Consider the following 13180-nt stretch of genomic DNA (forward strand, 5'->3'; position numbering starts at 1 on the left):
TGAGATGAAAGCAAAATGCCAAAGCGATTTTTAAAGCCACATGAAGCTAATCAGGCGGCGATGGCAGCCTATATGCGTAACCAATTTGATTTTTTAGGCGTTAAAACGAGTGAACGGCGACAATTGACACGACCTGTGATCAAGGCCAGTCGGCAGTTAACGTCGGCTGAACTCTCAACTTGGCTACAGTTTTACTATGAGCAGCCGGAACGTGAGTATCAATATGTTGCAGTTGACTTGGCTTTGGCCAATGTCCGTCGGTTGACCTTTGAACAGTATCAATGGTGTCAACAACAAGTGACGGTTAAAGCATGGTGGGATAGCGTTGATGCGTGGCGTAAAGTCTTAGCTACTTATATTTGGCAACACCAAGCATTAGCGACCCTCGGACCAGCATATCTAACAGCCGAGGACATGTGGTTGCGCCGCGTGGGGATTACGTTACAGTTGACTCAAAAGGCGGCGACCAACCGCACTTATTTAACACAAGCAATTACTACTAATTTGGCGGATGAGGAATTCTTTATTCAAAAAGCCATCGGTTGGGCATTACGTGATTATGGTAAAGTTGAACCCGCTTGGGTCCGTGACTTTCTGCAAAGTCACCAATTATCAGCTTTGGCTCGGCGCGAAGCCAGCAAATATTTGTAACAAAAAAACGCCGATCATCATGATCAGCGTTTTTTTTGCTTAATAGAGCATGTCACGATAGAGACCAACAACTTTACCTAGAACAGAAACGTTAGTTAAAATAATTGGAGCCATCGTATCATTTTCTGGTTGTAACCGGTAGTGGTCGGCTTCTTTGAAGAATCGTTTACATGTGGCTTCGTTTTCATCAGTCATGGCGATGATGATATCACCGTTATCAGCGAACGATTGCCGGCGAACGATCACTTGGTCACCATCCATAATCCCGATGTTGATCATACTTTCGCCACGAATCGTTAGCATGAATAAGTCACTGCCGAACGTTTCTAGTTCTTTAGGCATTGGGAAGTAGTCGGTTGCTTCTTGGACCGCTAAAATTGGTTGTCCAGCGGTAACCGTTCCTAAAACTGGAATCTGGTGGGGATTGATTTCAACGCCCAGCGCCTCGTAACCGGCTGCGGTGACTTCAATGGCCCGTGGCTTAGTGGGGTCTTTTTCTAGTAACCCCTTTTTCTCCAGCCGCGCCATGTGTCCGTGCACCGTTGAAGTTGAAGACAAGTTAACCGCTTCGCCGATTTCACGAACGGTTGGCGGGTATCCTTTTTCATTGACTCGATCATAAATAAAACGCAGAACGGCCATTTGTTTGCTTTCCGATGTTTTACTCATCTTGGCACCTCATTTTTAGTTTTCATTAATTGGTAGCTTAATTGTAGCATAGGCGTTACTAATTTTCAAACAAGCGTTCGGTTGACAAAACATTTTTTTTGATTTATGTTCGGAAATCAGGTATTCTATTCTTGCTTTTGAAAGGAGTGAGCGAATTTGATTTCAAAAGAACTCATTGGCCGCATTAATGAATTGGCTAAAAAGGCCAAATCTGAAGGGCTAACTGAATTGGAAAAAATCGAACGTAAGGATTTACGGGCGAAGTATTTAAAAGAATTTCGCGCAGGCTTTCGTCAACAAGTGGAAATGTTGCAAGTCTACGATAAAGAGGGTAAGGAAGTTACCCCAGAAAAAGTACGCCAAGTCCAACGTGATCGCGGCTTACGTGATGATTAAACCGTGCTAGGAAAATTTGCGAAAACGTAAATTTTCCTTTTCTTTTAGAATTAAGTTGTGTAGACTAGTTTAATGAAGACTGTTTAAGGGAGGGGAATGACTGTGTCAACTGGTATTTGGATTTTAATCGTCGTTGTCGGCGTGTTGGTTGGCTTGACTGGTGGCTTCTTTGGTGCTCGGCACTACATGCAAAGTTACCTCAAGCAAAACCCACCGATTAGCGAAGAAATGTTACGCACAATGATGATGCAAATGGGTCAACGCCCATCCGAAAAGAAGCTTCATCAAATGTTGAATTCGATGAAAGCTTCTGCTCGTAACGAAAAGTAAACGAGTTAATAAAAAACACGCCCTTAGTTGGCGTGTTTTTTTGTGGCCGGATCAACATAATGGAAGCTTGGATCAATTTGTTGATCCAAATCGTCAAAGGCCGTCAGCATCTTGGTTTCAATTTGTTTTTGACCAGCATCGTCTAACTTTAGCTTGCGGTCAATGTAGATTGGTTTGCCGAAACGGACTGTAATCTGTTGGCGTGTGAATAGTCGTTTAAAGGTCAGTGGGCCTTGATAAACGGTCGGAATTAAGGGAACCCCAGCCATTTTAGCAATCACTGTGGCGCCACCCTTAAGTTCTTGTGAATGCCGTGTCCCAGAAGGAAACATGATCAACGAGAATTTACCACTCCGTAAGAATTTGACGGGCGTCTTGATGGCAGATGGCCCGGGATGATTCCGATTCACCGGAAAGGCATTGGCATGCACTAAGATGAAGCGTAATACCGGATTTTTGAATAACTCTTCTTTAGCCATAAAGCTAAAGGGCATGGGACTACCGGCTAAGGCATATAACAGCGGATCAAACCAAGTCCGGTGTGGCCCAACAAGAATGTAGGCACCTTGCGGTAGATTATCGCGTCCCTGGTAGCGAGGCTTGCCATTGATCAGACCAATGATTAGCCGTACCAGGCCGCGCATGAATGAATAAAACATCGCGCAAACTTCCTTTCGATTGAGTACTGCCCATAGTATGACGAAATTTTGAACGTCCTGCAAGTAATTTGTGGTAAGCTAACAATGAGTTTTTTTGAAAGGCGGGGTTCGATGGCAACGGTCGACTTGCATCCGGATGAACGGATTGATCAATTATATAGTAAAGAGATTCAAATTATTCAAAGTGCCACCGTGTTTTCTTTCTCACTCGATGCGGTGCTACTGGGAGCGTTTGCGGCGGTCCCCAAAGCAGCTAAAACCAAAACAGTTGACCTATGTGCGGGTAATGGTGCGGTTGGCTTATTCGTCAGTGCCCAAACGCGGGGGACTATCATTGAAGTTGAGATTCAACCCCGGTTGGCAGATATGGCACAACGGAGTATCCAACTGAACGACTTAACCGGGCGTCTGTCAGTCTTAAATCAAGACTTACTGACGGTGACAACCACGATTCCAAAAGATTCAGTGGATGTGGTCTTATGTAATCCGCCGTATTTTAAGGATCAGCCCACCAGTCAAAAGAATCCAAATCCACATTTAGCGATTGCTCGACATGAGATTTCGGCGAATTTGGATCAGATTTTGGCAGTGACAAGTGACTTGTTGAAAATGAACGGTAAAGCTTATTTTGTTCATCGACCAGAACGTTTAGATGATTTATTTGCGGCAATGCGTGCTCACCGTTTAGCCCCCAAGCGGCTACGATTCGTCCATCCGAAAGCCGATCGCGAAGCCAACATGGTTTTGATTGAAATGATCAAAGACGGCCGGCCAAATGGGGTCCGAATCATGCCACCAGTCGTCGTGTATCAAGCAGATGGCACTTATGGAGAAGAGGTGCACCAGCTACTCTATGGCAACTAAACCTTACTATTTTTATGTGCTCTTATGCGCGGATCAGACGTTATATGGGGGCTTTACAGATGATTTAGAACGCCGGCTGGCAACCCATAATGCTGGTAAAGGGGCCAAGTATACGCGACCTAGGTCACGCCGACCATTGAAAATGATTTATCATGAAACTTTTTCAAATAAGTCAGCGGCACTAAAAGCGGAGTATGCCTTTAAACATCAGCCTCGCGCTGCAAAATTAAAATATCTGGCAGCCCATGATGTAAAAATTTAAAGAAGTTTTCATAAATAGTCATTCTATTTCTGACATTTACTGTTATAATATTCTATGTATCAATATATAGGAGGAATTTCTGTAATGAAAATTATTGCATATGCTGTACGTGATGACGAACGTCCATTCTTCAAGACTTGGATGGAAGAACATCCCGATGTTGAAGTTAAGTTAGTTCCCGAACTACTTGACGAAAAGACTGCCGAATTGGCTAAGGGTTTTGACGGTGCCGATGTATACCAACAAAAGGATTACACCGCTGCTGTTTTAAACAAATTAGCTGACGAAGGCGTTAAGAACATTTCGCTTCGTAACGTTGGTGTCGACAATGTTGACGTCCCAACTGTTAAGGAACGTGGATTGAACATTTCCAACGTACCTGCATACTCACCAAATGCGATTGCTGAATTATCAGTAACCCAATTGATGCAATTGTTACGTCAAACACCTAAGTTCAACAAGAAGTTAGCTAAGCAAGACTTCCGTTGGGCACCAGATATTGCCAAGGAATTGAACACCATGACTGTTGGTGTTATCGGTACTGGTCGTATTGGCCGTGCTGCTATCGACATCTTCAAAGGTTTCGGTGCTAAGGTTATCGGTTACGATGTTTACCGTAATGCTGAACTTGAAAAAGAAGGTATGTACGTTGATAGCTTGGATGAATTATACGCCCAAGCTGATGTTATCACGTTACACGTTCCTGCTTTGAAGGACAACTATCATATGTTAAACGCTGACGCCTTCAGCAAGATGAAGGATGGCGCTTACATCTTGAACTTTGCCCGTGGGACCCTTATCGATTCAGAAGACTTGATCAAGGCTTTAGACAGCGGCAAAGTTGCCGGTGCTGCTCTTGACACTTATGAATACGAAACTAAGATCTTCAACAAGGATCTTGAAGGTCAAACGATTGATGACAAGGTCTTCATGAACTTGTTCAACCGCGACAACGTTTTGATTACACCACATACTGCTTTCTACACGGAAACAGCTGTTCACAACATGGTGCATGTCTCAATGGACAACAACAAACAATTCATCGAAACTGGTAAAGCTGACACCCAAGTTAAGTTTGACTAATTTCTCCTGAGTTTAAATAAGGAACACGCTAATCTTCGGATTGGCGTGTTTTTTTATCTTTTCAGTCGTTGGGTGCCGATTGGGTATTAATTGGTTTATGTCGATCTATCAATATTACAATCATTTATTAGTCGAAACGGTTAGCTATTAATTGTCGAAAGCGCTGATTTCAGGTACGCTGGTAACAGTGTTGTTTAGGTAGTCCAAATAACTAACCTAGACGTCATCGCAGATAAATAAATCGATGTCAACTAGCTAGCAACAACAGGTGGGCTTTACATTCAGTCTAAAGGAACCACAATTGATTTATTTATGAGTTTGGTGCTAGTTGGCTTAAATTGCCACTCTGGTTGGTCCGACGTTAATTAACGGATATTAAGAAATTAACGCTTGATTACTTTCAGTCCAGCATTTTAGGAACCAACTGGCAGGCAGCAATTTCAACTAGTACCAGGCGTATTTATTTAGAATACTCGGAGGAGGAATGCAAGATGAAAATATTGATGCCTTATTTCAAACGGTATCATGTCGACGTGAGTATTGCGCTGTTATCTGTGCTTGTTTTAGTCTTTGCCACGCTTTGGCAGCCGAGATTGTTACAAGTCGTGATGACGGCCATTATTAAAAATGACCAGCAAACGGTGTTGCGAGAGGGAATCCTACTATTAGGATTAGCCGTTCTTGGCATTGCTGGCGGTGTGATTAATACGATTTATTCTGCCCGGGTGGCGTTAGGGGTAGCGACTGATCTGCGCGCGGATATGTATGCTAAAATCCAATCTTTTGCGTACGCCGATGTTGAGACTTTTTCGGCGTCCAACTTGGTGGTTCGCATGACGAATGATATTAATCAAGTCCAGCAAATTGTGATGGCAGCCTTTCAACAGATCACTCGGGTTCCGTTACTATTTATTGGGGCGTTAATCCTGGCTATTGTGACGATGCCAGAACAATGGTGGGTTATTCTAGTCATGATGTTGGTGATTTTGCTAGCATCTTGGGTTGCCGTTCGACGGATGACCACCTATTTTGCGGAAACGCAGCAAGATATTGAAAATGTGAATACGGTGACCCGGGAGAACTTAATGGGCATCCGTGTGGTGAAATCGTTCGTACAAGAAACAAACGAAATCAGCAAGTTCTCACAGGCGTCTGATCAATTGACCGCAGTGACGGCTAAGATTGGGTATTGGTTTTCAATTTTGATGCCAATTTTCTTCCTAACTGCCAACTTGGCTGTGGGTGTTGCTGTTTATTTAGTTGGTCAAAATATCACGGCTCATCCAGCTTATTTAGCGGCAATTACTAGTTTCGTCGCTTATTTGATGCAGATTTTATATGCAGTCATTAACGGTGGCTTTTTGATGACGTTTGCGTCGCGGGCTTTTATTTCAATTGGCCGGATTAGTGAAGTGCTAGTCACTCAGCCAAGTATGACCTATGTCGCCAGTGAAGATGAGACACCACTGACCGGGGAGATTACCTTTGATCACGTGACTTTCACGTATCCAGGTGATACTCAGCCAACGTTAAGAGACATTAGCTTTAAAACGACGGCCGGCGCGATGTTGGGGATTGTTGGCGCTACTGGGTCTGGCAAGACGACGTTGGCCCAACTGATTGCCCGCTTATATGATCCTGACAGTGGACACATTATGATTGGTGGCGTCGATGTTCGTCAAATTCCTGAAAAAAGGTTGCGGGCGACCGTGGCTTATGTACTCCAACGTTCCACGTTATTTTCGGGGACGATTGCTGGCAATTTAAAGCAGGTACGGCCAGATGCGCAGGTCAGTCATATGCAATGGGCTGCTAATGTGGCCCAAGCATCCGAGTTTATTGAACGCTTGCCACAAACGTATGATGCACCAGTTGAAGAGCGATCACAAAACTTTTCGGGTGGACAAAAGCAACGGCTAGCGATTACGCGTGGTATTATTGCCAATCCCGAAATATTGATTTTAGATGACGCGACTTCAGCGTTAGATGCTCGTTCGGAAAAGTTGGTTCAAGAAGCTATGGATCGCGATTTGAAATCAACAACAACGGTCGTGATTGCGGAAAAGATCGCCTCAATTATTCGGGCTGACCAGATCTTGGTTCTAGATGCTGGTCGGATTAGTGGTAGCGGTACGCATCAGCAATTGTTGCAAAGTAATCCGATCTATCAAGCCATTTATCAAACGCAAAAAGCGCGCGAGGAGGCGGTCAAATGAGTGATTTACGAAATGCGGGAAAATACTACTGGCATTATTTGAAAAAATATTGGCGGGGCTTTATTTTAAGTGCCGTGCTAATCGGTATTTCGACTTGGTGTATCGTGGTGGCACCGACCTACTTAGGCCGAGCAGTTGAAGCGTTGACCACCTATCTAGATCAGTGGTTGAATCCGGCTACGCGGGCTCAAGCCAGTTTAGGGACGTTCAATCATACGTTGGTTATTTATGTCCTCTTATATGTTGGCGATGCAGCGACGATTTTTATGGCCGGTTTGATCCTGGCACGTGTTACTGCTCATTCAACGGGGACAATGCGCGTCGGCCTATTCCGAAAGATGCAACGGATGCGGGTTAAGTATTTTGATACCCATAGTGATGGCGACATTTTAGCACGGTTTACGTCCGATTTGGATAATATCTTTAATGCCATGAATCAGGCGCTAATGGAAGTTTTGCTGGCCGTTGCCCAATTTGTTGGTATCCTAATTGTGATGTTCAATCAAAATGTGACGATGGCATGGGTCACAATGGCTTCAACGCCAGTAGCATTGATTATTGCCGCCTTGGTGATGCGTAAAGCCGGTACGGCAGTTAATCAGCAACAAGATGATATTGGTCAATTGAATGGCTATATCAATGAACAAATCACGGGTCAAAAGGTTTTAATTACGAATGGCTTACAGCAGGATTCTAAGCGCGGCTTTGATAAATACAATCAGCGAGTACGTCAATCGGCATTGACTGGTCAAATCTGGTCAGGTATTTTGAATCCTTTAATGCAGGGGATGTCCTTACTAAATACGGCGATTGTGATCTTTTTCGGTTCCTGGTTGGCCTTAAACGGTAGTTTGTCAAAAGGGGCAGCCTTAGCGTTAGTGGTTGTGTTTGTGAACTATGCCCAACAATATTATCAACCAATCATGTCGTTAACGAGTCTGTACAGCATGATTCAGTTGGCGATTACGGGGGCGCGGCGGATTGATGAAGTCCGTGATCAACCGGATGAAGTGAATCCAGTCGATGGCGGCCGTCCAGATGGCATTCAACGCGAATTGAAGATTGATGACGTGCATTTCAGCTATTTGCCGGGTAAAGAAATTTTACATGGCATTACGATCAATGTGCAGCGTGGTGAAATGGTCGCATTAGTGGGGCCGACCGGTTCTGGGAAGACGACCGTGATGAATTTATTGAATCGGTTTTACGACGTGGACAGTGGTCAGATTACGTTTGATGGGGTTGATATTCGGACGTTTGATTTAAAGGCGTTACGCCAAAATGTTGGGATTGTCTTACAAGAGCCTCAATTATTTACGGGCACGATTGCGGACAACATTCGTTATGGTCAGCCGGAAGCGAGCATGGATCGTGTGATTGCTGCTGCTAAACAGGCCAATATTCATGACTTTATTGAAAGCTTGCCGGAGAAATACGCGACGCAAGTTTCTGATGAACAGAGTATTTTCTCGGCTGGTCAGAAGCAACTGATGTCGATTGCTAGAACGATTTTAACAAATCCACGACTGTTAATTTTAGACGAAGCAACGTCTAACGTGGATACGGTGACGGAAGCTAAGATTCAAGCAGCCATGGATAATGTGATTCAAGGTCGGACCAGCTTTGTCATCGCGCATCGCTTGAAGACGATTTTGAACGCTGATAAAATCGTTGTGCTGAAAGATGGGGCAATTATTGAGCAGGGCAGTCACGAAGCACTATTGGCTGAAAATGGTTTTTATGCGGAGCTGTATCGTAATCAGATGGTCTTTGACTAGTTGGTTTAAGGGTTATAAAAAGACAGTTGCCATTAACTGAATATTGGCAACTGTCTTTTTAATTTGTAAGCTTAAACTGGCGCTGCTTGAATCAGGGCCGTAAGCAATTCACGCATTTCGGCCGGCGTCTCCACGATTTGATCCGGGATGACGGCTGGCTGAATTTGTTGAGCCTGGCGATGGTTGAACCAAAACGTTTGCCAACCAGCATGCTTGGCACTGGTAATGTCTAAAGTCGCATTGTCACCGATATAAGCTGCTTGATTAGCTTTGATACCAGCTTGATGTGCCCAAGTTGTAAAAATTGAGGGATCAGGTTTTGCGAGTGCAATTTCATCCGAAATAAAAATATCATCTGGATGCACATAGCGCTCAATCTGCAACTGGTGCAACTTTTTTCGTTGAATAGCTGCCGGGCCGTTGGTAATAATCCCGATTTTAAAACAATGACTTAATTTTTCGAGGACGGGAGCGAGTCCCGGAAATAACTCGATTTTAGCTAAGGCCTGATGGTAGGCTAGTTCGAATTGGATTGCCCAATCGGTGGTGATGGTCTCCGTGAGTAATGTCGCCAAAGTATGCCGTAATCGGGCGGTCTGCCAAGCTTCTAGACTAAGCTCCTTAGCCGTTACTTGATGGAAATTTTGGTCGGTAAAATCACGAAAACGGTTAAAAACGTTAGCCAATTCAGTCGGCGTCAAGTGTAACTGAGTCATCTGACTCAAGGCTTTACTGAATGGTGATTTTTGATCGTAGAGCGTATCATCTACATCAAAAATGATGGCTTTAATCATTTTAAATTGAGCCTCCTATGCGAAAGATATTTTAGCATACAATTTAAAAATCACAAATTCCTGATGAAAATTCTTGCAAGCACCGCCAATCTTCGGTATACTAATTTTCGGTGCTAAAGCACCAATTCACACTCGTGGTGATGATATCAGTGGTGCTCATTGAGTCCTGACGTCAAGGGAGCTGCGAGGAGGATCAAAACTAATTTTTTGGAGGCAACATATATTATGGCTGTTATTTCTATGAAACAATTGCTTGAAGCCGGTGTCCATTTCGGTCACCAAACTCGTCGTTGGAACCCAAAGATGAAACCATACATCTTTACGGAACGTAACGGTATTTACATCATTGACTTACAAAAGACGGTCAAGATGATCGATTCTGCTTATAACTTTGTTAAGGATGCCGCTGCTGATGATGGCGTTATCTTGTTTGTTGGGACTAAGAAACAAGCCCAAGATTCAATCGAAGAAGAAGCAACTCGTGCCGGTCAATACTTCGTTAACCATCGTTGGTTAGGTGGGACTTTGACTAACTGGAACACCATCCAAACTCGGATCAAACGTCTTAAAGATTTGAAGAAGATGGAAGAAGACGGTACCTTTGATCGTTTACCTAAGAAGGAAGTTTCATTATTAATCAAGCAACGTGCTAAGCTTGAAAAATTCTTGGGTGGGATTGAAGATATGCCTCGCATCCCAGATGTTATCTTCATCGTTGACCCTCGTAAGGAACAAATTGCGGTTAAGGAAGCTCAAAAGTTGAACATTCCGATCGTCGCAATGGTTGATACGAACACTGATCCTGATGACATTGATGTTATCATTCCTTCAAACGATGACGCTATCCGTGCCGTTCGTTTGATCACTTCTAAGATGGCTGACGCTGTCATTGAAGGCCGTCAAGGCGAAGACGAAGATGTTACTGAAGCTTCATTCAAAGGTAACAAGGACGCTAAGAAGTCAGTTGACTCTTTAGAAGACATCGTTGAAGCTGTTGAAGGCGACAATGATACTAAGTCTGACAATAAATAATTGAAATAATTAGGCTGTCTTAAAAATCGCGGACCTCATCGGCCTGATTTTGAGGGCAGCCTTTTATCAAAAAATAAACATGCTCAAAGGAGAGTAAACTATGGCAAAGATTTCTGCAGCACAAGTTAAAGAACTCCGTGACAAGACCGGTGTTGGTATGATGGACGCGAAAAAGGCGTTAGTTGAAACTGAAGGCGACATGGAAAAAGCCGTTGACGTTTTACGCGAAAAAGGTGTTGCTAAAGCTGAAAAGAAGAGTGGCCGGGTTGCCGCTGAAGGGATGGCTGCTGTTGCAATTAAAGGCGACCATGCTGCAATCGTGGAAGTTAACTCTGAAACCGACTTCGTTGCTTCTAGTGATCCATTCAAAGCTTTAATTGCTGAAATCGCTGATAAGATTGCTGATGAAGCACCTGAATCAGTTGAAGCTGCCTTAGCCTTGAAATCTGACAAAGGGACCGTTAACGATGACATTATTGCCACGACACAAGTTACTGGTGAAAAGATCAGCTTACGTCGTTTCAAAGTGATCGAAAAGTCAGCTGACCAAAACTTTGGCTCATACATCCACAACGGTGGCCAAATTGGCGCCTTAGTTGTATTGGATGGCGCTGATGAAGCTACGGCTAAAGACGTTGCAATGCACGTTGCTGCCATTAACCCAGAATACGTTTCACGGGAACAAGTGCCTGCTGACACGTTGGCTCATGAAAAAGAAGTCTTGGTTAAAGAAGCTCAAAACGAAGGCAAGCCTGAAAAGATCATCGAAAAGATGGTTGAAGGCCGTTTAAACAAGTGGTTGGCTGAAATCAGTTTGGATGATCAAGAATTCGTTAAGGATTCTGACCAAACCGTTGATCATTACGTTCAATCAAAGGGTGGCAAGGTTAATACTTTTGTCCGCTTTGAAGTTGGCGAAGGGATCGAAAAGCAAACTGGTAATTTCGTTGATGAAATTATGAGTCAAATTAAAGACTAATTAGTCGCCTTAATGTGGAGGGATTGGGACATGCTTGCCCTAATCCCTCTTTTTTTGCGGCAAAATGTTGGTTTTTAAGTAAGAATCAAGCCTTTGCACTAAATGCCTATAAATATTATGGTAAAATGAAGACAGATAATCTTGAGGAGGACGAAACGATGTCGGAAGTTAAATATAAGCGTGTGATCCTAAAATTGAGTGGCGAAGCCTTAGCTGGTGAAAAGGGATTTGGTATCAATCCACCAGTTATTAAAACAGTCGCTGAAGAATTAAAGGATGTCTATGACATGGGTGTTCAAATTGCCATTGTCGTTGGCGGTGGCAACATGTGGCGTGGCGAAGCCGGTGCCCAAATGGGGATGGAACGTGCCCAAGCGGATTACATCGGGATGTTAGCAACGATTATGAACGCTTTGGCACTCCAAGATAACTTGGAATCAATCGGTGTCCCGACCCGGGTCCAAACCTCAATTGAAATGCGGCAAATCGCTGAACCTTATATTCGGCGGAAGGCCATGCGCCATTTGGAAAAACGTCGGATTGTGATTTTCGCTGGTGGGACGGGTAGTCCGTACTTCTCAACGGATACTACGGCTGCTTTGCGCGCTGCTGAAATCAATGCGGATGCAATCTTAATGGCTAAAAATGGGGTTGACGGGGTTTATTCTGCTGATCCTAACAAAGATGCCAATGCTGTTAAGTTCGATGAGTTAACACACTTAGATATTATTAACAAAGGGTTACAAGTAATGGATACCACGGCTAGTTCATTATCAATGGATAATGATATTCCAGTCGTTGTCTTCAATTTAAATCAACCAGGAAACATTCGGAAAGTTGTTGCCGGTGAACATATCGGGACAACGGTCAGGGGGAAATAACATGGCAGTGACAGAACCTATCTTAAAAGATGCACAAGCTAAAATGAAAAAAGCGGAAGCCGCTTTACAACGCGAACTCGGTAACATTCGGGCGGGCCGCGCCAATGCGTCGTTGTTAAATCGGATTTCTGCGGATTATTATGGGACGCAGACGCCATTGAACCAAATGGCGTCAATCACCGTTCCGGAACCACGGGTCTTAATGGTAACGCCATTTGATAAAAGTGCGTTAAAAGAAATTGAAAAAGCCATCTTGGCTTCAGATTTAGGGATTAGCCCCGCTAACGATGGGACTGCTATTCGGTTAGTAATTCCACAGTTAACTGAAGAACGCCGTCAAGAATTAGCTAAAGATGTTAAGGCAGAAGGCGAACGCGGCAAAGTTGCCGTTCGTAATGTTCGTCGGGATGCGATGGATGCGTTGAAGAAGGGCCATAAGAATGGCGACTTCACTGACGACCAATTACATCAATTAGAAGACCAGACTCAGAAGTTGACTGATCAAGCTGGCAAGGACGTTGACGCCATTGTCGCCGACAAAGAAAAAGAAATCCTTGAAGGTTAATCAGGGTTGCGATTTGATTAA

15 protein-coding genes are annotated in these 13180 nt (G+C 43.9%); 12 read left to right on the top strand and 3 right to left on the bottom strand.

Annotated features, from left to right (window positions below):
* The first annotated feature begins 15 nt into the window (after positions 1-15).
* Positions 16-651 carry a DNA alkylation repair protein gene (locus FFM77_RS01455; RefSeq protein WP_137633977.1) on the top strand — a complete coding sequence of 212 codons (636 nt, stop codon included), beginning with the start codon at positions 16-18 and terminating at the stop codon, positions 649-651.
* A gap of 39 nt (positions 652-690) precedes the next feature.
* Here the strand turns inward: FFM77_RS01455 and lexA are convergent, their stop codons facing one another.
* Positions 691-1320, bottom strand: a complete 630-nt coding sequence (lexA, locus tag FFM77_RS01460) for a transcriptional repressor LexA (RefSeq protein ID WP_137633978.1) — start codon at positions 1318-1320, stop codon at positions 691-693.
* 156 nt (positions 1321-1476) lie between these two features.
* Here lexA and FFM77_RS01465 point away from each other — a divergent pair, with 156 nt between their 5' ends.
* Both FFM77_RS01465 and FFM77_RS01470 read left to right on the top strand, forming a co-directional pair.
* Entirely contained in the window at positions 1477-1716 is a 240-nt protein-coding gene (locus tag FFM77_RS01465) for a DUF896 domain-containing protein (protein WP_137633979.1), read from the top strand.
* A gap of 96 nt (positions 1717-1812) precedes the next feature.
* Positions 1813-2046: a YneF family protein gene (locus FFM77_RS01470; protein WP_137633980.1), complete on the top strand. Its 234-nt coding sequence runs from the start codon at positions 1813-1815 to the stop codon at positions 2044-2046.
* A gap of 23 nt (positions 2047-2069) precedes the next feature.
* Here FFM77_RS01470 and FFM77_RS01475 read toward each other — a convergent pair whose 3' ends face one another.
* A complete protein-coding gene (locus tag FFM77_RS01475) occupies positions 2070-2705 on the bottom strand; it encodes a lysophospholipid acyltransferase family protein (protein ID WP_137633981.1) in 636 nt (211 codons plus the stop codon).
* Between the two features lie 111 nt (positions 2706-2816).
* On the opposite strand from FFM77_RS01475, the gene FFM77_RS01480 reads away from it, so the two are divergent.
* The 5 genes from FFM77_RS01480 (at position 2817) to FFM77_RS01500 (ending at position 8908) form a co-directional block, all read left to right on the top strand.
* Complete coding sequence (locus FFM77_RS01480; protein ID WP_137633982.1) at positions 2817-3569, top strand: tRNA1(Val) (adenine(37)-N6)-methyltransferase; 753 nt, start codon at positions 2817-2819, stop codon at positions 3567-3569.
* Positions 3559-3831: a GIY-YIG nuclease family protein gene (locus tag FFM77_RS01485; protein WP_223876748.1), complete on the top strand. Its 273-nt coding sequence runs from the start codon at positions 3559-3561 to the stop codon at positions 3829-3831. Before FFM77_RS01480 ends, FFM77_RS01485 begins: the two co-directional genes overlap by 11 nt.
* An 84-nt stretch (positions 3832-3915) precedes the next feature.
* Positions 3916-4914 carry a D-2-hydroxyacid dehydrogenase gene (locus tag FFM77_RS01490; protein ID WP_137633984.1) on the top strand — a complete coding sequence of 333 codons (999 nt, stop codon included), beginning with the start codon at positions 3916-3918 and terminating at the stop codon, positions 4912-4914.
* A 491-nt stretch (positions 4915-5405) separates the two neighbouring features.
* Positions 5406-7130, top strand: a complete 1725-nt coding sequence (locus tag FFM77_RS01495) for an ABC transporter ATP-binding protein (RefSeq protein WP_137633985.1) — start codon at positions 5406-5408, stop codon at positions 7128-7130.
* Positions 7127-8908: an ABC transporter ATP-binding protein gene (locus FFM77_RS01500; protein ID WP_137633986.1), complete on the top strand. Its 1782-nt coding sequence runs from the start codon at positions 7127-7129 to the stop codon at positions 8906-8908. The genes FFM77_RS01495 and FFM77_RS01500 overlap by 4 nt, the downstream gene beginning before the upstream one ends.
* 71 nt (positions 8909-8979) lie before the next feature.
* On the opposite strand, the gene FFM77_RS01505 is transcribed toward FFM77_RS01500, so the two are convergent.
* Complete coding sequence (locus FFM77_RS01505; RefSeq protein ID WP_137633987.1) at positions 8980-9702, bottom strand: HAD family hydrolase; 723 nt, start codon at positions 9700-9702, stop codon at positions 8980-8982.
* Between the two features lie 225 nt (positions 9703-9927).
* Here FFM77_RS01505 and rpsB point away from each other — a divergent pair, with 225 nt between their 5' ends.
* The 4 genes from rpsB (at position 9928) to frr (ending at position 13159) form a co-directional block, all read left to right on the top strand.
* Positions 9928-10734 carry a 30S ribosomal protein S2 gene (gene rpsB / locus FFM77_RS01510; protein WP_137633988.1) on the top strand — a complete coding sequence of 269 codons (807 nt, stop codon included), beginning with the start codon at positions 9928-9930 and terminating at the stop codon, positions 10732-10734.
* A gap of 100 nt (positions 10735-10834) precedes the next feature.
* A complete protein-coding gene (tsf, locus tag FFM77_RS01515) occupies positions 10835-11713 on the top strand; it encodes a translation elongation factor Ts (protein ID WP_137633989.1) in 879 nt (292 codons plus the stop codon).
* Positions 11714-11871: 158 nt separating this feature from the next.
* A complete protein-coding gene (gene pyrH / locus FFM77_RS01520; RefSeq protein WP_223876749.1) occupies positions 11872-12594 on the top strand; it encodes a UMP kinase in 723 nt (240 codons plus the stop codon).
* A gap of 1 nt (position 12595) precedes the next feature.
* Positions 12596-13159, top strand: a complete 564-nt coding sequence (gene frr / locus FFM77_RS01525) for a ribosome recycling factor (RefSeq protein WP_137633991.1) — start codon at positions 12596-12598, stop codon at positions 13157-13159.
* Positions 13160-13180 lie beyond the last annotated feature (21 nt).

The sequence above is a fragment of the Lactiplantibacillus songbeiensis genome (assembly GCF_005405125.1).
GTDB lineage: Bacteria > Bacillota > Bacilli > Lactobacillales > Lactobacillaceae > Lactiplantibacillus > Lactiplantibacillus songbeiensis.